Source organism: Kitasatospora sp. NPDC001527, assembly GCF_040298605.1.
Lineage (GTDB): Bacteria > Actinomycetota > Actinomycetes > Streptomycetales > Streptomycetaceae > Kitasatospora.
Genome location: NZ_JBEPAM010000022.1, coordinates 34,765 through 58,278, shown reverse-complemented (window position 1 = coordinate 58,278; position 23,514 = coordinate 34,765). Strand labels below are relative to the sequence as shown.

General features: G+C 74.3%; 18 protein-coding genes. 12 read left to right on the top strand and 6 right to left on the bottom strand.

Features of this window, described 5'->3' with window-relative positions:
- Positions 1-144: 144 nt before the first annotated feature.
- Together ABT238_RS20835 and ABT238_RS20830 are read right to left on the bottom strand one after the other, a co-directional pair.
- Positions 145-348, bottom strand: coding sequence for a cold-shock protein (locus ABT238_RS20835; RefSeq protein ID WP_327676217.1), 204 nt, complete (start codon positions 346-348; stop codon positions 145-147).
- 320 nt (positions 349-668) lie between these two features.
- The gene (locus tag ABT238_RS20830; protein ID WP_350563489.1) at positions 669-2,858 is read right to left on the bottom strand and encodes an MMPL family transporter; all 2,190 of its coding nucleotides are present in this window, start codon (positions 2,856-2,858) and stop codon (positions 669-671) included.
- A gap of 567 nt (positions 2,859-3,425) precedes the next feature.
- On the opposite strand from ABT238_RS20830, the gene ABT238_RS20825 reads away from it, so the two are divergent.
- From ABT238_RS20825 to ABT238_RS20815, 3 genes are all read left to right on the top strand, one after another.
- A complete protein-coding gene (locus ABT238_RS20825; protein ID WP_350774337.1) occupies positions 3,426-5,690 on the top strand; it encodes an MMPL family transporter in 2,265 nt (754 codons plus the stop codon).
- 133 nt (positions 5,691-5,823) lie between these two features.
- On the top strand, positions 5,824-6,717 hold the full coding sequence (locus ABT238_RS20820) for a phosphotransferase enzyme family protein (RefSeq protein ID WP_350563491.1): 894 nt from the start codon (positions 5,824-5,826) through the stop codon (positions 6,715-6,717).
- A 118-nt stretch (positions 6,718-6,835) separates the two neighbouring features.
- The gene (locus ABT238_RS20815; protein ID WP_350563493.1) at positions 6,836-7,765 is read left to right on the top strand and encodes a DUF3592 domain-containing protein; all 930 of its coding nucleotides are present in this window, start codon (positions 6,836-6,838) and stop codon (positions 7,763-7,765) included.
- A 30-nt stretch (positions 7,766-7,795) separates the two neighbouring features.
- Here ABT238_RS20815 and ABT238_RS20810 read toward each other — a convergent pair whose 3' ends face one another.
- Positions 7,796-8,497, bottom strand: a complete 702-nt coding sequence (locus tag ABT238_RS20810) for an exonuclease domain-containing protein (protein ID WP_350773733.1) — start codon at positions 8,495-8,497, stop codon at positions 7,796-7,798.
- A gap of 236 nt (positions 8,498-8,733) precedes the next feature.
- Between ABT238_RS20810 and ABT238_RS20805 the strand changes: the two genes are divergently transcribed.
- The 3 genes from ABT238_RS20805 to ABT238_RS20795 all read left to right on the top strand — a co-directional run bounded on the left by ABT238_RS20805 (position 8,734) and on the right by ABT238_RS20795 (position 11,263).
- Positions 8,734-9,042 carry a hypothetical protein gene (locus ABT238_RS20805; protein ID WP_350773717.1) on the top strand — a complete coding sequence of 103 codons (309 nt, stop codon included), beginning with the start codon at positions 8,734-8,736 and terminating at the stop codon, positions 9,040-9,042.
- Complete coding sequence (locus ABT238_RS20800; protein ID WP_350773702.1) at positions 9,039-10,688, top strand: alpha/beta hydrolase; 1,650 nt, start codon at positions 9,039-9,041, stop codon at positions 10,686-10,688. The genes ABT238_RS20805 and ABT238_RS20800 overlap by 4 nt, the downstream gene beginning before the upstream one ends.
- 113 nt (positions 10,689-10,801) lie before the next feature.
- Positions 10,802-11,263 (top strand): hypothetical protein, encoded by a 462-nt coding sequence (locus ABT238_RS20795; RefSeq protein ID WP_350773691.1) that lies wholly within the window; start codon positions 10,802-10,804, stop codon positions 11,261-11,263.
- Here the strand turns inward: ABT238_RS20795 and ABT238_RS20790 are convergent.
- Entirely contained in the window at positions 11,260-12,519 is a 1,260-nt protein-coding gene (locus tag ABT238_RS20790) for a Dyp-type peroxidase (RefSeq protein ID WP_350563497.1), read from the bottom strand. The genes ABT238_RS20795 and ABT238_RS20790 overlap by 4 nt on opposite strands.
- A 307-nt stretch (positions 12,520-12,826) precedes the next feature.
- Between ABT238_RS20790 and ABT238_RS20785 the strand changes: the two genes are divergently transcribed.
- Both ABT238_RS20785 and ABT238_RS20780 read left to right on the top strand, forming a co-directional pair.
- Positions 12,827-13,078, top strand: coding sequence for a hypothetical protein (locus ABT238_RS20785; protein ID WP_350563499.1), 252 nt, complete (start codon positions 12,827-12,829; stop codon positions 13,076-13,078).
- Positions 13,079-13,177: 99 nt separating this feature from the next.
- Positions 13,178-13,663 (top strand): GNAT family N-acetyltransferase, encoded by a 486-nt coding sequence (locus ABT238_RS20780; RefSeq protein WP_350773662.1) that lies wholly within the window; start codon positions 13,178-13,180, stop codon positions 13,661-13,663.
- On the opposite strand, the gene ABT238_RS20775 is transcribed toward ABT238_RS20780, so the two are convergent.
- Together ABT238_RS20775 and ABT238_RS20770 are read right to left on the bottom strand one after the other, a co-directional pair.
- A complete protein-coding gene (locus ABT238_RS20775) occupies positions 13,647-14,189 on the bottom strand; it encodes a hypothetical protein (protein ID WP_350773643.1) in 543 nt (180 codons plus the stop codon). The two genes, ABT238_RS20780 and ABT238_RS20775, sit on opposite strands and share 17 nt — an antisense overlap.
- A 128-nt stretch (positions 14,190-14,317) precedes the next feature.
- A complete protein-coding gene (locus tag ABT238_RS20770) occupies positions 14,318-15,598 on the bottom strand; it encodes a DUF5919 domain-containing protein (protein WP_502884214.1) in 1,281 nt (426 codons plus the stop codon).
- A 570-nt stretch (positions 15,599-16,168) separates the two neighbouring features.
- Between ABT238_RS20770 and glgX the strand changes: the two genes are divergently transcribed.
- From glgX to treZ, 4 genes are all read left to right on the top strand, one after another.
- Positions 16,169-18,316: a glycogen debranching protein GlgX gene (gene glgX / locus ABT238_RS20765; RefSeq protein WP_350773636.1), complete on the top strand. Its 2,148-nt coding sequence runs from the start codon at positions 16,169-16,171 to the stop codon at positions 18,314-18,316.
- A 126-nt stretch (positions 18,317-18,442) separates the two neighbouring features.
- A complete protein-coding gene (locus ABT238_RS20760; protein ID WP_350773618.1) occupies positions 18,443-19,189 on the top strand; it encodes a hypothetical protein in 747 nt (248 codons plus the stop codon).
- 80 nt (positions 19,190-19,269) lie between these two features.
- Positions 19,270-21,792: a malto-oligosyltrehalose synthase gene (gene treY / locus ABT238_RS20755; protein ID WP_350773610.1), complete on the top strand. Its 2,523-nt coding sequence runs from the start codon at positions 19,270-19,272 to the stop codon at positions 21,790-21,792.
- The gene (gene treZ, locus ABT238_RS20750) at positions 21,789-23,507 is read left to right on the top strand and encodes a malto-oligosyltrehalose trehalohydrolase (protein ID WP_350773596.1); all 1,719 of its coding nucleotides are present in this window, start codon (positions 21,789-21,791) and stop codon (positions 23,505-23,507) included. Before treY ends, treZ begins: the two co-directional genes overlap by 4 nt.
- The last annotated feature ends 7 nt before the right edge of the window (positions 23,508-23,514 follow it).

Below are 23,514 nucleotides of genomic sequence, written 5' to 3'. Positions count from 1 at the left end.
TGTAGCACGGCAGCCCCGGTCGGGGCTGGTCGGCCGTCGGGAGGAAGTGCGCCGCCCCGGCCGTTCGGCGGCATGGGCGAGGGCCCGCACCGTGCGGTGCGGGCCCTCGCTACGCGAGATCGCGAGTCAGCTCGGAGGCTGGACTCAGATGACGCGGATGTTCTCGGCCTGCGGGCCCTTCTGGCCCTGGGTGACGTCGAACTCGACCTTCTGGCCCTCGACGAGCTCACGGAAGCCCTGCGCGACGATGTTCGAGTAGTGCGCGAACACGTCCGGGCCGCCGGTCTCCTGCTCGATGAAGCCGAAGCCCTTCTCGCTGTTGAACCACTTCACGGTGCCGGTAGCCATAACCGTCTCCTCTAACTGGGGCATCGGAGCCCACACCTCGTGGACCCCAAGTAGCCGCGATCCCCATCCGGAGACTGAAACACCGGACAAAACAAATGCGCCTGTTGGTTGGGACCAGCAGGCGCACACAAGCGTTCATGGGAACCAAAACTGCAACTGACTCGACTGTAGCACGGCCGCACCCCGATTGACCGGGGATTTTCTGCCCGACAGATCACGTTTGCGGGCCCCGCGGAACGGGCAGACGGCGCCCGCCGAAGCGGGCGCCGTCCATGGCGGCACCGGGGTGTCGCCCTGCCGTCACCGGGGTGGCGGAGCGGTCAGTGCCGTCCGGCCGACTCCGGCAGGCCGTGCGCGGTGTACGGGCTCGCCGGCGCGCCGGCCGGGCCGCCGTGGCCGCCCGTCGCGTCGCCGCCGTGGCCGGGCCACCAGGCGGCCTTGCCGACCAGCGCGGTGAGCGCCGGGGTGAAGAACATCGCCATCACGAAGGCCGCCAGGAAGATCCCGAAGGCCATGCCGAAGCCGAACTCCAGCATGAAGATGTTGCCCGCGAGCATGAACGTCGCGAACGACACCGCCAGGATGAAGCCGGCCGCCGCGACGGTCGGGCCGCCGTGGCGCACCGCCTCGCGGGCCGCCTCGCGCGGGTTGCGGCCCGCGCGGGCCTCCTCGCGCAGACGGGCGATGATCAGGATGTTGTAGTCGGTGCCGATCGCCACCACGAAGAGGTAGATGAGGATCGGCAGCATGAACATCATGCCGTGCTCGCCCTTGATGTTCTGGAACAGCAGGGTCGAGGAGCCCAGGGTGGCGGTGAAGCCGAGGCCGACCGAGGCCATCAGGTACCAGGGGGCGACCACGCTGCGCAGCTGGAGGGCCAGGATCAGCAGGATCAGCAACCCCGCGATCGGGAACACCAGCTTGTAGTCGTGGCTCATCGCCAGGTTGATGTCCTTGTAGATCGCGGTGATGCCGCCGACCTTGGCCTCGCTGCCGGACGGCGCCTGGTCGTGGGCGACCTTGCGCAGCTCGGTGACGGTGTCGATCGCCTCGTTGCCGGACGGCTCGCTCTTGAGCAGGACGGTGAAGTCCGCCGTCATGCCGTCCTTGCTGACCTGCGGCTCGGCCTCGGCCTCGGCGACGCCAGGGACGGCGCCGAGCTTGGCGGCGTAGCCGGTGAACGCGCTCTGGTCGAGCTTGGCGCCGCCGGTGGAGGTCAGGTAGACGTGCGTCGGGTCCGCGGCACCGGCCGAGAACGCGCTGACCATCTTGTCCTGGACGACCATCGACTCCTTGGTCTTGGGCATGGAGCTGCCCGCGAGGTCGAAGGTGCCGTTGTAGCCGAGGGCGCCGGCGGTCAGCGCCAGCAGCACGCCGCCGGAGGCGACGGCCACCAGGGCCGGGCGCTTCTCGACCACGCGGCCGAGCGCGGCGAACCGGGCGTCGCTCGGCTCGCGCATCCACTTCTTGCCGGGCCAGAACACCCCGCGGGCCGGGATGACCGTGAGCACGGCCGGGGCCAGGGTGAGCGAGGCGAAGGCGGTGACGACGACCGCGATGGCCAGCGCCGGGCCGAGCGCCTTGAACATGCCGAGGCTGGAGAGGACCAGCACCGCGAAGGCGACGGTGACCGCGCCGGCCGCGGAGGCGATGGCCTCACCGACCCGGCCGACGGCGTTGACCACGGCCTCCTGCCGGGTGTCGCCCGCCCGCAGCCGCTCGCGGTAGCGGAAGGCGAGGAACAGGAAGTAGTCGGTGCCGACGCCGAGCACCACGACGATCAGGATCGCCGAGAGCACCGGGGTGGACTTCAGGTCGAAGGCCTTGGTGGCGTAGGCGATCAGGCCGTTGGCGGTCGGCATGGCGATCACCAGCGAGAGCAGCACCGGCAGCAGGCCGGCCAGCACGCTGCGGAAGATGATGCCGACGATGATCGCGACCAGCACGACGCTGCTGATGCCGATGACGGCGTCGGCCGCGCCGGAGGACTCCTGCTGGTCCAGCTGCTGGGCGGCGGAGCCGCCGAGCTGGAACTTCAGGTCGCCGCCCTGGGCGAGCGCCTTGCCCTCCTCGCGGACCTTCTTGGCGACCTCGCCGAACTTCTCCGAGTTCTGGGTGGTCTTGTCGATCGCGATCGGCGCCAGCGCGTACTTGCCGTCCTTGGACGTCGACTGGTCGCTGAGCGGGACGATCTGCTCGACGTGCTCGATCTTCTTGTCGGTGAGCCCCTGGATGATCTTCGCCGCGGCGGCCTTGTCGCCGGCCGTCAGCGGGCCGCCGTCGTTGCGCTCGAACAGGGCGAGCGCGGACGGCGTGAAGCTCGCCGGGAACGCCTCCTCCTGCAACTGCGCGGCCTGGATGGACTCGTAGTGCTTCGGGAGGAACGCGGCCTCGTCGGTCTGGGCAGTGATCTTCGGCGCCGTGACCGCGATGGCGAGCATCGCGACGATCCAGCCGGCGATCACCCACCAGGCGCGACGGACGACGAATTGTCCTAGTCGGTGGAACATGCTCGTAATGCCTCCTGGGCATGGTTCACCGCAGCCCTTGGGGGACGGGACGCCGGGCGACGGATCGAGGATCGGCCCGGCCGGTGCGGGGGCACTGGCCTAGCCGGTCGGCAGGTAAGTACGTGAAGGGGGCCCATCCTACGGGCACTTGCTAGCCGACCGGCAAGCAGTTTTCCCCTGACCCCGTTGCCGCAGGCCGACCCCCCGGGGACGCCGTGAAGCGACCCTGACCCATCTTCGCGCCCGCACGACCCCCGGGGCCTCGTGCTGGGGGTGGATCCGGCTCCCCCTCAGGGTGGAGTCCGCGCCCCGATCCCCAGGAGGAGATATCAGGGTAGGCGGGTAGGGAAAACCCCACCCCGCCCCCGAGGAAGACCACAGGGAGGACTCCCCCGCCAGCCGGATACCCCGTCACCTGCGGCTTCCCTAGGGTCATTCGCGACGCCGGGCCGCACCCCGGTGTCCCACATCCCGGCGGCCGACCACCGCCGTAGGCCCGGCCCGCGCCCGCCACCGATCCCGGCGCCGGCCGCATTCCCAGGGGGAAGCGTGAAGAGCAAGCTCGGCATGGCCGCCGCCATGGGCGCGTGGAGCGCCCGGCACAGAAAGACCGCCGTCTTCGGCTGGCTGCTGTTCGTCGTCCTCGCCGCCGTCCTCGGAGGCATGCACGGCAGCACCAAGGTCACCGACGCCGAGGCGATGCCCGGCCAGGTCTCCCGGGCCGCCGAGATCCTCGACCAGGCCGGCCTCAAGCCCCCGTCCACCGAGACCGTGCTCGTCCAGAGCACCGGCCTGACCGCCGACGCCCCCGCCTTCCGGGCCGCCGTCGACCAGGTCGTCGGCGCGGTCAACGGCACCGGCAAGGCCACCGACGTCCGCTCCCCCTACGACACCGGGGCGCTCTCCGCCGACGGCCGCTCCGCCCTCGTCCAGCTCACCGTGAAGGGCGAGCGCGAGGAGGCGGTGAAGAACGTCACCGCCGTGGTCGACGCCGTCGCCGCCGTCCAGAAGCAGCACCCCGACCTCACCGTGGTCGAACTCGGCGACGCCAGCTCCGGCAAGTGGATGGACGAGCAGTTCGCCGACGACTTCGCCCGCGCCGAGTGGACCGCCGTCCCGCTCGCCCTCGGCATCCTGCTGGTCGCCTTCGGCGCGCTGGTCGCCGCCGTACTGCCGGTGGTGCTCGCGCTCACCGCCTTCATCGCGGCCGGCGGGCTCGTCGCGCTCAGCAGCGGCCTGCTGCACACCAGCAACAGCGCCAGCTCGGTGATGCTGCTGGTCGGCCTCGCCGTCGGCGTCGACTACTGCCTCTTCTACCTGCGCCGCGAGCGCGAGGAGCGGGCCGCCGGGCGCGACCTGGAGACCGCCCTGCGGATCGCCGCCGCCACCAGCGGCCGGGCGGTGCTGGTCTCCGGCGTCACCGTGGTGATCGCCATGGCCGGCATGTTCCTCACCGGCATCGCCGAGTTCGAGTCCATGGCGTACGCCACCATCGTGGTCGTCGTCACCGCGGTGCTCGGCTCGCTCACCGTGCTGCCCGCCCTGCTCTCGATGCTCGGCGACAAGGTCGGCAAGGGCCGGGTGCCCTTCCTCGGCCGGCTGCGCCGCCCCGACGCCGCGACCACCGGCGGCCGGTTCTGGAACGCCGTGCTGACCCCGGTGCTGCGCCGCCCGCTGGCCGCCACCGTGCTCGCCGTGGCGGTGCTGATCGGCCTGTCCGCCCCGCTGCTCACCATGCACACCGCCAACCTGACCTTCCAGCAGCAGCTGCCCAAGGGCAACGAGCTGGTCGCCGTCTCGCAGAAGATCGAGGCCGCCTTCCCCGGCAGCCCGGCGCCCGCGTCCGTGGTCGTCAAGGCCGCCGACATCGACTCCCCGGCGATGACCGCGGCGATCGCCGACCTCAAGGCCCGCGCCCTGGCCAGCGGGCAGATGCACGGACCGGTGGACGTCACCGTCCACCCGCGGCAGAACGTCGCCACCGTCGACATCCCGCTCAACGGCACCGGCAACGACAAGGTCAGCAACACCGCGCTGAAGACCCTGCGCGAGCAGCTGGTGCCCGCCACCGTGCTCACCGTGCCCGGTACCGAGGCCCCGGTCACCGGCCGCACCGCCGGCTCGTACGACTTCAACGCCAAGATGACCGGCTCGATGCCGCTGGTCTTCGGCTTCGTGGTGGCCTTCGCCTTCCTCCTGATGCTCACCTCCTTCCGCTCGCTGGCCGTCGCCGGCACCGCCGTGGTGCTCAACCTGCTGTCGGTCGGCGCCGCGTACGGAGTGCTGACGCTGGTCTTCCAGCACGGCGTGGGGGCCTCGCTGCTGGGCACCGAGGGCGTCGGCGCGGTGGAGTCCTGGGTGCCGCTGTTCCTCTTCGTGATCCTCTTCGGCCTCTCGATGGACTACCACGTCTTCGTGGTCTCCCGGATCAAGGAGGGCCGTGACCGCGGCCTGCCGACCCGGGCCGCGATCGCCCACGGCATCCGCTCCACGGCCGGGGTGGTCACCAGCGCCGCGGTGATCATGGTGGCGGTGTTCGCGGTCTTCGGCACGCTGTCCATGCAGGCCATGAAGCAGATGGGCGTCGGCCTCGCGGTCGCGGTGCTGGTCGACGCGACGATCATCCGCGCGGTGCTGCTGCCCTCGGTGATGACCCTGCTCGGCGAGCGCAACTGGTACCTGCCGCGCTGGCTCGGCTGGCTGCCCGACCTCTCGCACGGCGAGAGCGTCCCGCCGCTGGGCGCCGCCGCCGCGGGCCAGGCGCCGCCGGCCCCGCAGACCGGGCAGGAGCCGCGGCCCCACCAGGCCCGGCACCGCCGGATCGAGGTCTGACCCTTCCCCCGCGGTCCCCGGACCCGCAGACCTCGCACGACGCCGGGCCCCGCGTGACGCGGGGCCCGGCACCCGTTTGCCAGAATGATCGCCCACCCTCACCCGGCTGTCATGCAAGGAAACGGACACCCCCATGCTCCCCTTCGACGAGGGGCGGGCCCGGCTGCTGCTCGCCCACGCCTGCGAGTCGGCCGGCCTGCCCGGCCCCGGCGACGCCCGGCTGCTCGCCCTCGGCGAGAACGCCGTCTTCGACCTCGGCGACCCGGCCGTGGTCGCCAAGGTCGGCCGCGCCCCGGAACTGTACGAGCGCGCCCGCCGCGAGCTCGCCGTCGCCGACTGGCTGGCCGGCCACGGCGTCCCGGTGGTCCGCCCGTACGACGCGGTGCCCGTCGAACCGCAGGCCGCCCACGGCCACCCCGTCACGTTCTGGCACCGGCTGGCCCCCTCCGAGCGGCCCGCCCGCCCGGTCGACCTCGCCCCGCTGCTGCACACCCTGCACCGGCTGCCCGAGCCGCCGTTCACCCTCGGCCGGCGCGACCTGCTGGCACCCGTCGAGCGCTGGCTCGCCTCCGCCGAGGGCCACGTCGACCCGGCCGACGTCGACTTCCTGCGCCGGCGCCGGGACGCCTTCGCCGACGAGGCGGCCGCGCTGGTCCCGCGCCTGCCGACCGGGGTGATCCACGGCGACGCGCTGCCGCGCAACGTCCACGTCGGGCCGGACGGGCCGGTCCTGCTCGACCTGGAGTTCGTCGCCGACGACCTGCGCGAGCACGACCTGGTGGTGCTCGCGCTCGCCCACGACCGGTACGGCGTGCCGGGCGAGGAGTACCGGGCGTTCACCGAGGCCTACGGCTGGGACGTGCGCGAGTGGCCCGGCTTCGCGGTGCTGCGCGGCGCGCGGGAGACGGCGAGCGCCTCCTGGGTCGCGCAGCAGGCGCCGGGCAACCCGGCGGCGCTCGCGGAGTTCCGGCGGCGGGTGGACTCGCTGCGGACGGGCGCCACGGAGGTGCGCTGGTACCCGTTCTGACGCCGTCCCCACCGGCTGGTGCCGACAGGCACCGGCCGGTGGGGGTGCCGGGGGCGGGCGGCGCGCACGGCGTTCCCCGTTGCCCGGGCCGTCACCCGGGCGCCCTACACTCCGCCCCATGGCCACCGATCACACCACCGCCCTCGGACCGCGCCTGAGCAGCGGTCGGATCATCGGACTCGTCATCGTCGCCGGGTTCACCGCGGCCGCCGGCTGGCTCACCGCCACCGGCTTCGTCCACGCCTACGGGACCGACGCCTGCGGCCCCGAACAGCGGTGCAACGGCTTCGGCACCGCCGGGTACCTGGCCGGTGGCATCCTGCTCTGGCTGCTGTCCCTGGTGTCCGCCGCCACCACCGCGCACGGCGACGCCCCCACCACCGAGCCCTCGGCCACCTCCGACCGGGGCGTCCTGCTGGGCTGCGTCGCCCTCGGCCTGCTCGGCGCGGCTCTCGCCAACGGCTCCTTCCACCCCTGGCCGCTGGTCCCCGTCCTCCCGCTCGCCCTGCTCACCGCCGTCCTCGACCGGCACGGCGCCCGCCGCTGGCGCGCGTTCCGGCTGGAGGCCCGGCGCCGGGCCGACCGGCAGGGCCGCCTGGAGCAGTACGGCGTCACCGTCCCCGGCCGGATCACCGGCCTCACCCCTACCGGGACCACCTCCAACGACTGCCCGGAACTGCGGCTCACCGTCGAGTTCACCACGATCGACGGAGCGCGCCGCACGACCACCGTCACCGACGCCTTCCCCGCCTTCGACGCCCCGCGCCGGGGTGCCCTCACCGAGGTCCGCTACGACCCCGCCGACCCGGAGAACGTCCACGCCTCCCTCACCGCCGGGGCCGTCCCGGACGCCCCCGCCCTCGACCTGATCGCCGCCCTGGAACGCCTCACCGCCCTGCACCGCGACGGCGCCCTGGACGCCGCCGAGTTCGCCGCCGCCAAGGCCCGCCTGCTGGGGACCGGCTCCGCCTCCGTCCACCCGCCGCATCCCCCGCAGGACGCGGTCGTCCACCGGACCGCCCGCCCGGGAACGGACGGCCCGCGTTAGCCATCCGCGCTCAGGCGCCGAGGGCCGGGCTCAGCGCAGCGGCCAGCGGGGGTCGATGACGGCCTCGGGGTCCTTGCCGCGGCGCAGCCAGGACTGGAGGCCCTCGGCCCAGTCGCGGTACCACTCGACCTGCCGGGCGTGGAGGTCGGCGACCGGGACGCCGCCGACCCGGTCGGGGTAGCGCTCGGCGAGGGCGACCGCGACCCGGACGGCGGCGAGGGCGTCGCTGCCCGCCTCGTGGGCGTCGGTCAGTTCGACGCCGTACACCTCGCAGACCCGCTGGAGGGTGCGCGAGCCCTTGCGGTACTTGTCCACCGCGCGGTCGATGACCAGCGCGTCGAGCACGGGCGCCACCGGCCCGCCGAGCCGCTCGGCGAGCACCGGCAGACCGTGCCGGCGCAGCTCGGCGTCGAGCAGCGAGAGGTCGAAGGGCGCGTTGAAGGCGACCACCGGCCGCCCGGCGGCCAGCCGTTCGCACAGCGCCGCGGCTATCTCGTCCACCGCCTCCTTCGCCGGCCGCCCCTCGGCCCGCGCCAGCCCGTCCCCGATCCCGTGGATCGCCTCGGCCTCGGCGGGAATCGGCACCCCCGGATCGATCAGCCACCCGGTGGCACCCAGCCGGCGGGCCCCGACGGTGTCCACGAGGGCGGCCGTGACGATGCGGTCCACGGCCGGGTCGGTGCCCGTGGTCTCCAGGTCGAAGCCGACCAGTGGCTGCTGCCACCAGCTCATAAGGGTGTGTCCTTCCGTCCTCCGGTGCGAAGCAGCCCCTATCATCACCCGCCCCACCGACAATCCGGCCGGTGGGGGGCTCGCCCCCGTGCGGCAGATCCTTCACGGAACCGCTCAGTAGTCATACTCGTCGTACTGCTTCGGTATTGTCACGACTACACAGCGCATGCACGGGTGGGCCTTCTCACGAGGCGGCCCACCCGTTCACGCGAAACTTCGCTCCGGGGGGAGACGCAGTGGCCGATGTCACCATCAATACGGGAGAGCTGAGCGCCTCCGCCAACCTGGCGAGCGCCCTCGCCCAGGAGTTCGCGAAGCCGGTCCAGACCGCGCTGACCGCCGCCACGACGGCATCGGGGCAGCTCGCCGGCTGGTCGATCGCGGGCGGGCTCCGGCAACTCGGGAACGACTGGGCGGCCCCGCTCGGCGCGCTCCGTCAGCGCCTCGCGGACACCGCCGCGAACCTCCACGCCAACGCCGCGTCGCACGCGAGCAACGAGCAGGCCGTCGCCAGGGCCTGGAGCGCACCCCAGGGGGCGAAGTGAGCAGCGCGTACGAACTGCTGATGAGGTTCGACCCGCAGGGTCTGCGTGAAGCGGCGAAGGGCTGGAAGGCCCTCGCCCATGCCTCTGAGAGCACCGGCAACCGCCATCGCCTTCAGGTCAACGGACCGCTGCACGCGCACTGGAAGGGCACCAACGCCGACGCGGCGTTCCCGTTCATGGCCCGGACCGAACAGCAGTTGGACATCGTCCGGGTCGAAGCGGAGTCGGTCGCACTCACCTTGAACACGGTCGCGGACCGGATGTACCAGGCGCAGACGAACCTGACGAACGCCGTGCACCGGGCCCAGGACTCCGGCCTGACCGTGTCGGCGGACGGCGTCGTGGGTCTGCCGCCCGAGGAACCCGGGGACCGCAACGACCCGGACACGCAGGCCGCACGCCGCACCCTCATGGGCCTCAGGGGCGAGATCCAGACGAGGATCGACACCGCGCTGAAGGACGCCCAGCGGGCGAGCGACCAGGGCAACACCGCCCTGGGCCGCCTCGGCGCCGACATCCTCACCACCCAGCGGGCGAGCGGCGCCATGGCGGAGACCGGTACCGACGCGGCGGACGTCATGAAGGACCTCGGTCTGGCGGACGCGTACGTCCCGGACGGCAAGGACCCGAAGCAGAACGCCGAATGGTGGAAGGGACTGTCACCGGAGCAGCAGGAGACCTACCTCGCGCTGAACGCGGCGAAGATCGGAAGCATGGACGGCCTGCCGGCCACCGCCCGGGACGAGGCGAACCGCCTCGTCCTGGACCAGAAGCTCGACGCGCTCCAGGCCGGCACCCCTGCCGCCTTCGGCCTCTCCCAGTCGGACTACGACAAGCGGAAGGCGGCGCTCCAGACCATCAAGGACAAGCTGGCGGAGACCGCCGACGCCCGGGACGAGCAGCACCAGATGTTCCTCCTCGGCATCGACCCCGAGAGGTACGGTGGCGACGGCCGCGCGATCGTCGCCACCGGCAACCCGGACACGGCCAAGCACACCGCGGTGTTCGTCCCGGGGACGGACACGGAGTTCCCCGGCGTCCCGGGGCAGATCGACCGGATCCGACAGATCCAGGGCTACGCGACAAGGGTCGCGAACACCGGAGAAACGGTGTCGGTGATCTCCTACCTGGGCTACGACACCCCCGAGAGCATCCCCGAGGCGGCGAACCCGCGCCGGGGCATCGACGGCGCCGAGGACATGCGGCGCTTCTCGGACGGGCTCCGGGTCGCACACGGCGAACCCAAGAGCCACCTGACCTACATCGCCCACAGCTACGGCAGCTACGCCGTCGGCGTCGCGGCCAGGGGAGGTGACGGACTGCACGCCGACGACATCGTCACTCTGGGGAGCCCCGGCATGGGCGTCGACCATGCGAAACAGCTGCAGATCGATCCCAGCCATGTCTGGATCTCCGAAGCCGAGGACGACCTCACCCGGTTCGCCGGCGGACTGACCCTGGGCCCCGGTCCGCACACCGTCGGGTTCGGCGGCAACAACCTCTCCACCGACACGTCGGGCCACGGCGGGTACTGGGACGACGGATCGCAGAGCCTCTGGAACCAGGCACAGATCATCGTCGGGAAGCCGCCGGAGGTGGAACCCAAGGAAATCAACATCGGCGGGTTCATTCCCGTCTGGCACTGAGCCTCCCCGGGAGAACACCCATGATCCGTCCGTCCGTTCGCCGGTCCACCGGCAGGAATCGGCTGAGCCGCCTGGTGGCCACGGCGCTCATGACCGCGACGCTTGGAGCCTGCATGTCCAGTCCCGGAACCGGGAAGAACGACCCCCTGCCCGTCAAGTCCCGTCAAGAGGCGCTGGACTGGGCCCGCCAGCTCATCGCGCACGTGGCGCAGACAGCCGGCATCGAGATCAACAGCGAGCCGGAGCAGATCCTCTTCAACCCGTGCGTCGGCCGGAAGGGCGAGTCCGCGCCCGACGACCGCTACACCCTGCTGTACAGCGTCCACAGTGACGTCCAGGGCATCGCCCGGCACAACGAGGTCATTCGCAGTGCCCGGGACCTGTGGACGAAGGAGGGCCTGAAGATCAGCGACTTCCGTGAGGCAACGGAGGCGACGCCGTTCGCCGCGCTCGGCGCCCGTCACCCCGGGAGCCGGTACTTCGCCACCGTCGACAGCACCGGCGACAAGAGGATGGCGCTGGGTGTCACCACGCCGTGTCTGATGCCCCCGTCCGCTTCGCCCTCCGCCGGTTAGCCGGGGGCGAGGAGGGTGCGGCCGAGCCAGTCGGCGGCGTCGCGGGCGCCGGGGAGGACGTAGAAGTAGCCGCCGCCGGTGGGGCGGAGGAAGCGGGCGAGGGGTTCGTGGGCCAGGCGGGTCTGGACGGCCTCGAACTGGCGGGCGAGGTCCTGCTGGTAGCAGCAGAAGGCGAGGCCGAGTTCGGGGACGCCGGTGGTGTCGAGGCCCCGGTCGTAGTTGAAGGCGCGGCGCAGGATGCGGCTGGCGCGGGTGGCGTCGGTGCGCGGGTTGGCGAGGCGGATGTGGGAGTCGAGGGCGATCACGGCGCCGTTCGGGTCCTGGGTGTAGTCGGGGGCGTCGTTCTCGCCGGCACGGCCGAGCGGGGCGCCGTCGGCCTTGCGGCGGCCGATCATCCGTTCCTGGTCGCGCAGCGGCACCTCGTCCCAGGAGGCGGTCAGGGTGCGCACGGCGCGGATCACCTGGTAGCTGCCGCCGGCCGCCCAGGCCGGCTCGCCGCTGTTCGCGCCGACCCAGACCAGCTCGTCCATCTGCCGGGCCGAGTCGGTGTCGGGGTTCTCGATGCCGTCCTTGAAGCCGAGGAGGTTGCGGGCGGCGCCGCTCGGACGGGCGCGGTTCTGGTGGCCGTCGAGCTGCCAGCGCGGCCCGAGCGCCCGGCCGGCGACGCGCAGCAGGTCGCGGACCGTGTGCTGGACGGTGTCGCGGTCCTCGGCGCAGACCTGGAGGGAGAGGTCGCCGTGGCACTCGGCGGGGCGCAGGGCGTCGCCGGGGAAGGCCGGCATCGCGGTGAGCCGGGTGGGGCGGGCGTCGGCGAGGCCGTAGCGGGCGTCGAAGAGCGAGGCGCCGACGCCGACGGTGACGGTGAGGTCGTCGGTGGGCAGGGCGTCGGGGCCCAGGGTGCCGCTGTCGGCGGGGGCGGCGGCCGGGCCGAGGTCGGGCGGGGTGCCGCCGCCGGTGAGGAAGCGGATCCGGTCGGTCAGGGTGCGCAGCAGCTTCTCCAGCGCGGCCCGGTCGGCGACGCGCACGTCGAGGGCGAGGAAGGTGCCGTGGCCGGGCGGCGGGTTGAGGATGCCCGCCTGGTGGACGCCGTGGAAGGGGATCCGCCCGGCGGTGGCGCGCGGCGCGGCGGCGGCCGGGGCGGGGCCGCCGGGGCCGAGGGCGATCGCCCCGGCGCCGAGCGCGGCGCGGACGAAGCCTCGGCGCGAGGCGCCGGGGCGCCCGGGCGTGCCCGGGCCGGTGGTGTGCTGGCTGGTCAACGGCGGGCCTTCCGGGGCGGCGGAACGGGAGGGCGCGGGCCCGGTACCGGGCCGCTGATCAGGAACCCGACGCTAGCAATCCGCACCCCGCCCCACCCCCGCGTGCCCGCCCCGGCCGCCGGTGACCATCCGTCCGGCGCAGCGCACGAGCCGTCCGGGACGGCGTCCGGGACGCGGCGCGCGCCCCAGGTCGGCACCGTCCGGCCGTCCGGGACGGCGCCGGGCGGTTGAACCGGACCGGGCGGCCCGGATTCGGTGGCACCAGGCATCCGCTCCGCCACCCGGCGGACGACGAAGGGACAGGCCCATGCGCATCCGCCTCCTGCTCTCCGGCGCGGCCCTCACGGCCGCCGCCCTGCTGGGCACCACGGCCGCCACCGCCCACGCCGCCCCGAGCGGCGGCACGGGCTCCGCCGTGAGCGTCGCGGCGGGCTACTGGAAGAAGATCGGCCGCTACTCCTACGCGGACTGCGTCGATCTGCGGGACTCCTACGCCGGCGAGGCGCAGTGCCGCTCGGCCGGCGGCGGCAGGTACGACCTGTGGATCTGGGTCCCGTAACCACCTCCGGGCCCGGCAACCCCGGGCGGCCCGGCGGGCGGGCATCCGCCGGGCGGGCCCGGGCGCCGGGCCGCCCGGGCGGGCTGGAACACTGCGGGGGTGACCGACACGACCGACACCCCGGCCTGGACCCTGCGCCCGGGCAGGCTCGCCGACGTCGAGCCGATCGCCGAGCTGCGCGCCGAGGTCATGCGCCCCGACCTGGTCCGGCTCGGCCGCTACGACGAGCACCGGGTCCGCCGGCGGCTGCGGGACACCTTCTCCACCCGGTACACCTCGGTCGTCGAGGTCGGCGGCGTCCTGGCGGGCTGCGTCACCGTCCGGCCGCACGAACGGGGCGGCCGGCTGCTGGAGCACTTCTACCTCTCCCCCGCGCACCAGGGCCGGGGCCTGGGGACCGCCGTCCTGCGGCACGTCCTCGCGCAGGCCGACGCCGTGCCGGCCGAGGTCCGGCTGGTGGTCGTCCAGGGCAGTGCCGCCCGCCGGCTGTACGAGCGGCACGGCTTCGCGGTGGAGGCGCAGGACCCGGTCGACGTGTACCTGCTCCGCCCGGTCGGGGGCGGGCCGGTCAGCCCCGGACGGTGAAGCCGCCCCGGACGGCGCCGAGGTCCTGACCGGTGTCGGCCGGGATCCGGCAGGGGGCGGCCACGGGCGGGGCGTCCACCGTCCTCGGGATGCCCGTCCAGGCGATCCGGAACCCGCCCCGGCCGTCCGGACGGAAGGCGAAGGCCACCTCGGGGTGCCAGCCGCTCGCCACCGGCGGCACCGGTTCCAGGGCGGGGCCGGCGGTGTACGTCACCGAGTCGGCGGTGCCGGTGAGGACGACGGTGCCGGCCGTCTCGGTCAGGCAGTCCACCCGGACCTCGACCCGCGCGGTGAACTGGCGGTCCGTGCCGCGCTCGAACACGTGCTGGATGGTGGCGTGACCCCGGCCACCGTGGGCGGCGACGCCCAGGGTGAGCAGTTGGGTCGGATCGGGGACACCCCCGAGCGGGGCGAGCGCGGCCCACCCGTGCAGGCGCGTGGACGCCGGACCGGCCGAAGCGGCCGGGGCGGCGCAGAGCGCCAGGATGCTCGCGAGCGCGGCGGCGCCCAGCAGGTGCTTGCGCATGATCGGACCTCGTTCCTCGAAGGCGGCCGGACCGGTGCCGGCCCGCTGCCTCCACCCTCCCGGCCGCCCCGGGGCCGCCGCCTCCGCCGCGAGGAGGGACCGCGTCCCCCTCCCGGGGGAGCCCCGGTTCAGGAGACCGGCCGGGAGTCCGCCCAGACGCCCTCGAACTCCTCGCGGTAGACCTCCAGCAGCCCGGCGTCCGTGCCGCCCGGCTGCTGGCCCGCGCCGCCGCGCAGCACCAGGGCGGGCGACTCCATGCCGCGGGCGCGCCGCAGGTAGGGCTGGACGACGCCGAGGTCGCGGGTCTGGCGGCGCCCGCCGGGGGCCGGGGCGGCGGAGGGCGCGCCCTCGACCAGGTAGGCGGTGAAGCGCGGGGTCTCGTCGAACACCCGGATCTCGAAGCCGCCCTGGTCGCGCAGCGCGGCCCGGACCCGGCGCACGTGCAGGATGTTCATCTGGATCGAGCGGCCCAGCTCGCCGCGCCCGATGCCCAGTTCGCGCTCGCGGCGGCGCACGGCGCTGCTGGCCGGGTTGAGGAAGAGCAGCCGCACCCGGCAGCCGTCGGTGGCGAGGCGCACCAGCCGCTTGCCGGTGTAGTTCTGGCAGAGCATGCCGAGGCCGATGCCGAGCGCGTCCAGCCGCCGGGCGCCGTCGAGCAGGTCCTCGACCGGCAGGTCGCGCTGGAGCCGGACCCGGTCGGGGTGGACGGCGACGACGTCCGCGTACCGGCCGGCGACCAGCGATTCGACGACGTCGGCGGGCACGGCGCCGGCGCCGCCGTCGAACAGGGCGAGCAGCCGGGCGGCGGCCCGCTCGGTCTGGGCGAGGACGGTCGGGGTGAGGACGCGGTTGCGGGAGACGACGTGCCGGGCGACCTCCAGCTCGTCGAGGGCCAGCTCGATCTCCCGGCGGTCGGCCAGGTAGGGCTCGAAGCACGGCCAGTGCTGGATCATCAGCTCGCGCAGCTGCGGCAGGGTGAGGAAGACCAGCGGGTCGTCGTCGGCCGGGTCGAGCAGGTAGCCCTTGCGCCGGCTGACCTCGCGCACGGCGCCGGCCCGGTGCGCCCACTCCTCGCCGGCCGGGCCGGCCGCCGCGGTGACCCAGTCCTCGCCGTGGGCGGGCGCGTAGATCGGGTGCAGCACCTCGTCGACGAGCGAGCGCAGCCGCTGCTCGACCAGATTGAGCCAGACGTAGGCGCGGCCGGAGAGCCGGACCCGCTGGTAGGCGTCCTCCCACTCGGCGCCGGACCAGGCCAGCGCGGGGACCTCGACCGGTCCGCCCTGGGCCGGGACGAGCGAGCGCCCGCCAGTCAGCGCGGGCCGCATGACCACCGTCGGCGCCTCGCTGCGGGCGCCGCCCCGGTCGGGGCCGCCGGGCCCACCGCCACGACCGCCGGCGGGGAACACCATGCGCCACCTCACCTGGTTCCTGCTGGGAGCCGCCGGGGCGGCCGCTCGGAGCTGTCTGCCTGCTGCCCGGCCGGTCGGCCGCACGGCGTCCCGCCCGACGCACCGGCGGTTCGCCGCCGGTTCGCCTGATCGACCGCCACGAGCCCCGGGCGGGCCGGACGATCAAGGGTACTGCCCGCCGCGAACCGCCCGCAGCCGGTTGGACCACGGCGCCCGCCGGGCCCGGGGGTGCGCCCCAACCGTCTCACCCGCCCCGCGCACCACGGAAGCCCCGCGACGGGGCCGGGCCCCGTCCCGCAGACGCCGCCGCGCCGGATCCGGGGCGTTCCGCGGCCGCCCCCGGGCGGCCATGGGGACACCCGTTCGGGCGAACACGGCACAAATGGCCCCGCCGTCGGGGAAAGCGTCGGGGAGTATGCGGTCTGTGCCGCCCGTGCGCCGTACGTCACGGCGCCCGGCCGGCACGCGCGCCCGCCCGCCCGGCCGGGTGCGACGCGTGCCCCCGCGGTCCGGGCCCCGACCATCGGACGGTCCGTCAGTTCTCCTTCTACGCAAGGAAGGCGAGGAACCATGCAGGTCTGGCCAGGGACCCCCTACCCGCTCGGCGCCACCTACGACGGGGCCGGCACCAACTTCGCGGTGTTCTCCGAGAGCGCCGACCGGATCGAGCTCTGCCTGCTCGCCGAGGACGGTTCGGAGACGGCCGTCGAGCTGCGCGAGACCGACGCCTTCGTCCGGCACGCCTACCTCCCCGGCGTCCAGCCCGGCCAGCGCTACGGCTTCCGCGTCCACGGCCCGTACAACCCGGGCCTCGGCCAGCGGCACAACAGCGCCAAACTGCTGCTGGACCCGTACGCCAAGGCGATGAGCGGCCACATCGACTGGGACGAGTCGGTCTACGGCTACCACTTCGGCGCCCCCGAGTGCCGCAACGACCTCGACTCCGCCCCGCACACCATGCACTCGGTGGTGATCAACCCCTACTTCGACTGGGGCACCGACCGACCGCCGCGCACCGACTACCACCGCACCGTGCTCTACGAGGCCCACGTGAAGGGCCTGACCAAGCTGCACCCGGGCATCCCCGAGGAGATCCGCGGCACCTACGCGGGCGTCGCCCACCCCGCCGTCATCGAGCACCTCGCCAAGCTCGGGGTCACCGCGATCGAGCTGATGCCGGTGCACCAGTTCGTCCGCGACCACCGGCTGCGCGACCTCGGCCTGGCCAACTACTGGGGCTACAACACCGTCGGATTCTTCGCCCCGCACTCCTCCTACTCCTCCACCGGCGACCGGGGCCAGCAGGTGCAGGAGTTCAAGTCGATGGTGAAGGCGCTGCACGCGGCCGGCATCGAGGTCATCCTCGACGTCGTCTACAACCACACCGCCGAGGGCAACCACCTCGGGCCCACACTCTCCCTGCGCGGCCTGGACAACGTCTCCTACTACCGCCTGGCCCGGGACCAGCGGTTCTACGAGGACACCACCGGCACCGGCAACAGCCTGCTGATGCGCAGCCCGCACGTGCTCCAGCTGATCATGGACTCGCTGCGCTACTGGGTCACCGAGATGCACGTGGACGGCTTCCGCTTCGACCTCGCCGCCACCCTCGCCCGGCAGTTCCACGAGGTGGACCGGCTCTCCTCGTTCTTCGACCTCGTCCAGCAGGACCCGGTGGTCTCGCAGGCCAAGCTGATCGCGGAGCCCTGGGACCTCGGCGAGGGCGGCTACCAGGTCGGCAACTTCCCGCCGCTGTGGACGGAGTGGAACGGCATGTACCGGGACACCGTCCGCGACCTGTGGCGCGGCGAGAACGCCGCGCTCGCCGAGTTCGGCTCCCGGCTCACCGGCTCCTCCGACCTCTACCAGGACGACGGCCGCCGTCCGATCGCCTCGATCAACTTCGTCACCTGCCACGACGGCTTCACCCTGCGCGACCTGGTCTCCTACAACGAGAAGCACAACGAGGCCAACGGCGAGAGCAACCGGGACGGCGAGTCCTTCAACCGCTCCTGGAACTGCGGCGTCGAGGGCCCCAGCGACGACCCGGCCGTCGAGGAGCTGCGGGCGCGCCAGCAGCGCAACTTCCTCGCCACCCTGATGCTCTCCCAGGGCGTGCCGATGCTCTCCCACGGCGACGAGTTCGGCCGCACCCAGCAGGGCAACAACAACGCCTACTGCCAGGACAACGAACTCACCTGGGTGCACTGGCCGAAGGACGACGGGGCGCGGACCCGGCTGCTGGAGTTCACCCAGCAGATGGTCTGGCTGCGCCGCGACCACCCGGTGTTCCGGCGCCGGCGCTTCTTCCACGGCCGCCCGGTCCCGGGCCGGGCCGCCGGGGAGGGCGGGGGCGGCGGCGAGTACGAGGACCTCACCGACATCGCCTGGTTCACCCCCGGCGGGGAGGAGATGACCAAGCGCAACTGGGGCGCCAGCTACGCCAAGTCGCTCACCGTGTTCCTGAACGGCTACGCCATCTCGGAGCCGGACCGGCGCGGCGGGCGGATCGTCGACGACTCCTTCCTGCTGATGTTCAACGCCCACTTCGAGCCGCTGGAGTTCACCGTGCCGGCCGGGCACGGGCAGGAGTGGCAGGTGGTGGTGGACACCGCCCGGCCCCGGCTGCCCGCGCCCGGCGCCGAGGCCCGGGTCAAGGCCGGGGACACCCTGTGGCTGACCGACCGCTCGCTGATGGTGCTGCAGCGCCCCGCCTGAGCAACGTCCGCGCCGGGCCGCACCGGTGTCCCGGTTCGCCGACGGATCTTGCGCACCGGCCGTCGCGCGGGCCACGGTGGTTCCCGGAAGCACCGGGGAGCACCGGGGACCGAGGGGGCGGCTGGCATGGCGGGCGATCGTCCGAGCGCGACGGAGTTCTTCCTGGGGACGCTGCTCTCCGTCCCCGGCCGGATCGCCGACGCGACGATCCGCCGCCCGCCCCCGTACCGGTGGGTGCTCTCGCGCACCCGCACCCCGCGGGCGCGGGCCGCCCGGGCCGCCGAGCACGCCGTCGTCGAGGGGCTGATCGGGCGGCTCGGCGCGGTCGACGGGGTGGTCCACGTCGTCACCCAGCTGGACGACCGCCGGCTCGGCCCCGGGCTCGGGCTCGACCCCGGCCGCCGCCTGGAGCTGGTCTGCCAGCTCGCCGCGACCGCCTACTTCGCCACCGCGCTGGAGATCCCGGAGCTGCTGCGCCGCATCGACGCCGCCGGGGTCGCCGACTGGGGCAGCGGGCTGCGCCACGACCCCCGGCAGCCGCACCCGCCCGGCTCGGTCGCCGACGCGCTGGCGTACTACCGGCACGGCGGCCGCCACCCGGACGGCTCGCCGCGGAACACCCCCGCGCTGTACGCCCTGGGGACGACCCTGTCCTGGGACGAGCCGGGCCGGCCGCCGGTCCCCGAGCCGAACGCGACGATGTTCAACAGCTCGATCTCCCAGTACACCGGGGACCCGGCGGCCCCCGGCCTGGTGGCGGCCGCCCGCGCCGAGCACGGGGTGATCCTGCGCCTGTCCCGCTCCGGGGCCGGCGGCCCGCAGCGCCCGGGCTACTTCACCGTCCCCCGGGGGTGGCGGCGCCGGGGCCACTGAGCGTCCCCGACGCCCACCGCTCACCTGTTCGGGCCAGCAGCGGGTCTTGCCCCCGCGCCCCGCCGGGTAGGCATGGAGGCATGACCCACGCCGCCGAGCCCGCGCAGCCCCGCCCGGCCGCCTCCGTCCCGTCGTTCGATCCCTCCCGCCGCCCGACCACCCCCCGGAGCGTCGCCCCCCGCAGCGTCCCGACCGCCTCGTACCGGCTCCAGCTCCAGCCCGGCTTCACCCTGCGCGACGCCACCGCCGCCGTCCCCTACCTGGCCGCCCTCGGCGTCTCCCACCTGCACCTCTCCCCGCTGCTGGAGCCCGTGCCCGGCTCCGCCCACGGCTACGACACCGTCGACCACGGCCGGATCGCCGAGCAGCTCGGCGGCGAGCCGGCCCTGCGCGCCCTGGCCGCCGAGGCGCACCGGCACGGCCTGCGGCTGATCGCCGACGTGGTGCCCAACCACATGGCCGTGCCCGCGCCCGAGCACCTCAACCGGCCGCTCTGGCAGGTGCTGCGCGACGGCCCCGACTCGCCCTACGCCCGCTGGTTCGACATCGACTGGACCGCCCAGCCCGGCCCGCCGGACGCCCCCGGGCGCGGCCGGGTGCTGCTGCCGCTGCTCGGCGACCGGCTCGGCGCCGTGCTCGACCAGCTCGCCGTGGACGGCGACACGCTCCGCTACCACGACCACGTCCTGCCGCTGCGCCCCGGCACCGAGCGGCTCGCGCTGCCCGAGCTGCTCGCCCGGCAGTGGTACCGGCTGGCGTGGTGGCGGCTGGCCCGCACCGAGCTCAACTACCGGCGGTTCTTCACCGTCAACGAGCTGATCGCGGTCCGGGTCGAGGACCCGGAGGTGTTCGAGGCCACCCACGGCCTGCTGCTGCGGCTGCACGGCGAGGGCGTGCTGGACGGCTTCCGGATCGACCACCCCGACGGGCTCGCCGACCCGCGCGGCTACCTGGAGCGCCTGGCCGAGGCCACCGGCGGCACGTACACGGTGGTCGAGAAGATCCTCACCGGCGAGGAGCGGCTGCCCGCCGACTGGCCGTGCTTCGGCACCACCGGGTACGACGCGCTGCGCCGGATCGACGGGGTGCTCACCCACCACGCGGGCGCCTGCCGGCTGGCCGGCGCGTACGAGGCGTTCCTCGCCGGCGCTCCCCCGGGCGGCGAACCCTGCGCCGACCCGCACCCGGCGCTGGCCGCCGCCCGCCGGGGCCGGGCCGACATGACCGCCCCCGAGGGCGAGCTGGCCGCCGAGGTGGAGCGGCTGGTCCGGCTGGCCGTCCGGCTCGGCGCCGCCGACCCCGCCTACGCCGACCACCCGCCGTGGCGGCTGCGCGCCGCGCTGCGCCGGCTGCTCACCGGATACCCCGCCTACCGGCCCTACGTACGGCCCGGGGAGCCGCTGCCGGAGGCCTCTGCCGCGCAGTTGCACGCGGCGCTCGCCGCCGACGACGGGCCCACCGACGCCACCGACCGCTTCGTGGCCGGCCTCGCGGAGGGCGCCCTGGGCCGCGGGCCCGAGCAGGACGAGTTCGCCGTCCGCTTCGCCCAGACCGCCGCCGCGGTCGCCGCCAAGGGCGTCGAGGACACCGCCTTCTACCGGTGGAACGCGCTGCTGAGCCTGAACGAGGTCGGCGGCGAGCCGGACCGTCCCGGGCTGCGGCCGGAGGACTTCCACGCCTGGTGCCACTACGTGGAGCGGCACTGGCCGCACACCATGACGGTGCTCTCCACCCACGACACGAAGCGCAGCGCCGACGCCCGCGCCCGGCTCGCCGTGCTGGCCGAGCAGCCGGAGGCCTGGGCCGCCGAGGCCGCCGCCTGGTCCGCCGCGGCGGGGCACGGGCCCGCCGGCCGCTTCGACCCCGACAGCGACTGGCTGCTCTGGCAGACCATGGTCGCCGCCTGGCCGGCCACCCCCGAACGGCTGGTCGCCGCCGTGCTCAAGGCCGCCCGGGAGGCCAAGGTCCACACCTCCTGGACGACCCAGAACATCCGCTTCGAGCGCGCCCTCGCCGACCGCGTGCACGCCGTCTTCGGCAACCCCGGGCTGTTCCCCCGGATCGAGGGGTACGTGGCCGCGCTCGCCCCGTACGCCCGTGCCAACACCCTGGCCGCCGCACTGCTGCACCTCACCGTGCCCGGCGTGCCGGACCTCTACCAGGGCAGCGAGGAGCCGCTCTACACCCTGGTCGACCCGGACAACCGGCGCGCCGTCGACCTCGGGGCGCTGGCCGTACGGCTCACCGACTCGCCCGTGGCCCGCCCGGGCGACCTCGCCCGGGAGAAGCTGCACCTCACCACCACCGCCCTGCACCTGCGCCGCACCCGCCCGCTGGGCGCCCACCGCCCGCTCACCGCCGTCGGCCCGGCCGCCGGCCACCTGCTCGCCTTCGGCCGCGGACCGGACGTCCTCACCGCCGTCACCCGCCTGCCGTACGGGCTCGCCCGCGAGGGCGGCTGGCGCGGCACCGAACTGCACCTGCCCGACGGCGGGGACTGGACCGACGAGCTGACCGGCCGCCCCTTCCCCGCCGGGCCCGTGCTGGTCGAGGACCTGCTGGCCGGCCTCCCGGTGGCCCTGCTGACCAGGAGCGGCGCATGAGGTACGAGGTGTGGGCACCGTACGCCGCCGAGCGGGTCGAGGTGGCCGTCGGCGGCGCGCGCCACCCGCTGGCCCGCGACGACGCCCGCCCCGGGTGGTGGCACGGCGAGGCGCCCGCCGGGGACTACGCGTTCGTGCTGGACGGCGGCCGCCCGCTGCCCGATCCGCGCTCTCCCCGCCAGCCGCACGGCCCCGACGGGCCCAGCCGCGCCGTCGACCACGCCGCCTTCACCTGGTCGCGCACCGGCTGGCGCGGCCGCCCGCTCGCCGGTGCCGTGCTGTACGAGCTGCACGTCGGCACCTTCACCGCCGCCGGCACCTTCGACGCGGCCGCCGGCCACCTGGACCACCTGGTCGAGCTGGGCGTCGACTTCGTCGAGCTGATGCCGGTCTGCCCGTTCCCCGGCAAGCACGGCTGGGGGTACGACGGCGTCTCGCTCTGGGCGGTGCACGAGCCCTACGGCGGGCCGGAGGGCCTCAAGCGCTTCGTCGACGCCGCGCACCGCAAGGGCCTGGGCGTCGTCCTCGACGTGGTCCACAACCACCTCGGCCCGGCCGGCAACCACCTGCCGCAGTTCGGCCCGTACTTCACCGACCGCCACCACACCCCGTGGGGCTCGGCCGTCAACCTGGACGCTCCCGGCTCGGACGAAGTGCGCGCCTACCTGATCGGCAGCGCCCTCGCCTGGCTGCGCGACTACCGGATCGACGGCCTGCGGCTGGACGCCGTGCACGCCCTCGCCGACGACCGGGCCGTGCACTTCCTGGAGGAACTCGCCCGCGAGGTCGACCGGTTGGCGGTGGCCACGAACCGTCCGCTGTTCCTGGTCGCCGAGTCCGACCTCAACGACCCGCGCACCACCACCCCGCGCGAGGCCGGCGGACAGGGGCTCGCCGCCCAGTGGAGCGACGACTTCCACCACGCCCTGCACTGCGCCCTCACCGGCGAATCCCAGGGCTACTACGGGGACTTCGCCGCCGCCCCGCTCACCGCCGTCGCCAAGGCCCTGACCCGGGGGTACTTCCACGACGGCACCTGGTCCTCCTTCCGTGGCCGCCACCACGGCCGGCCGTTCCCGCCCGCCCACGGGCACCGGCTGCTCGGCTACCTGCAGACCCACGACCAGATCGGCAACCGGGCACTGGGCGACCGGATCTCCACCGGCCTCTCCCCCGGCCGGCTCGCCTGCGGTGCCGCGCTGGTGCTCACCTCGCCGTTCACCCCGATGCTGTTCATGGGCGAGGAGTGGGGCGCGAGCACGCCCTGGCAGTACTTCACCGACCACACCGACCCCCATCTCGCCGAGGCCGTCCGCCGGGGCCGGCGACGGGAGTTCGCCGAGCACGGCTGGTCGGCGGACGCGGTGCCGGACCCGCAGGAACCGGCCACCGTGCTGCGCTCCGTCCTCGAATGGACCGAGCCCCGGCGCGCTCCGCACGCCGGACTGCTGAACTGGTACCGGAGGTTGATCAGGTTGCGGCGGGAGCACCCGGAGCTGTCGGACCCGGACCTGGCGGCGGTGCGGGTCGAGTCGGACGAGGCCGCCGGGTGGCTGCTGGTGCACCGGGGGCCCTACCGGGTGGCGGTCAACCTCGGTGCCGCGCCTGCGGCGTGGCCGCTGACGGGCGAGGTGGTGGCGGCCTTCGGGGAGCACTCCGCCGCCGGGGGGCGGTTCACGCTCGGGCCGGACTCCGTTGCGGTTCTCCGGGTGTGACGCCACG

Excerpts from the sequence above, each read along its gene's own strand:
- ABT238_RS20835 (WP_327676217.1), bottom strand. The coding sequence starts at position 348 with ATGGCTACCGGCACCGTGAAGTGGTTCAACAGCGAGAAGGGCTTCGGC.
- ABT238_RS20830 (WP_350563489.1), bottom strand. The coding sequence starts at position 2,858 with ATGTTCCACCGACTAGGACAATTCGTCGTCCGTCGCGCCTGGTGGGTG.
- ABT238_RS20825 (WP_350774337.1), top strand. The coding sequence starts at position 3,426 with ATGGCCGCCGCCATGGGCGCGTGGAGCGCCCGGCACAGAAAGACCGCC.
- ABT238_RS20820 (WP_350563491.1), top strand. The coding sequence starts at position 5,824 with ATGCTCCCCTTCGACGAGGGGCGGGCCCGGCTGCTGCTCGCCCACGCC.
- ABT238_RS20815 (WP_350563493.1), top strand. The coding sequence starts at position 6,836 with ATGGCCACCGATCACACCACCGCCCTCGGACCGCGCCTGAGCAGCGGT.
- ABT238_RS20810 (WP_350773733.1), bottom strand. The coding sequence starts at position 8,497 with ATGAGCTGGTGGCAGCAGCCACTGGTCGGCTTCGACCTGGAGACCACG.
- ABT238_RS20795 (WP_350773691.1), top strand. The coding sequence starts at position 10,802 with ATGTCCAGTCCCGGAACCGGGAAGAACGACCCCCTGCCCGTCAAGTCC.
- ABT238_RS20785 (WP_350563499.1), top strand. The coding sequence starts at position 12,827 with ATGCGCATCCGCCTCCTGCTCTCCGGCGCGGCCCTCACGGCCGCCGCC.
- ABT238_RS20775 (WP_350773643.1), bottom strand. The coding sequence starts at position 14,189 with ATGCGCAAGCACCTGCTGGGCGCCGCCGCGCTCGCGAGCATCCTGGCG.
- ABT238_RS20770 (WP_502884214.1), bottom strand. The coding sequence starts at position 15,598 with ATGGTGTTCCCCGCCGGCGGTCGTGGCGGTGGGCCCGGCGGCCCCGAC.
- glgX (WP_350773636.1), top strand. The coding sequence starts at position 16,169 with ATGCAGGTCTGGCCAGGGACCCCCTACCCGCTCGGCGCCACCTACGAC.
- ABT238_RS20760 (WP_350773618.1), top strand. The coding sequence starts at position 18,443 with ATGGCGGGCGATCGTCCGAGCGCGACGGAGTTCTTCCTGGGGACGCTG.
- treY (WP_350773610.1), top strand. The coding sequence starts at position 19,270 with ATGACCCACGCCGCCGAGCCCGCGCAGCCCCGCCCGGCCGCCTCCGTC.
- treZ (WP_350773596.1), top strand. The coding sequence starts at position 21,789 with ATGAGGTACGAGGTGTGGGCACCGTACGCCGCCGAGCGGGTCGAGGTG.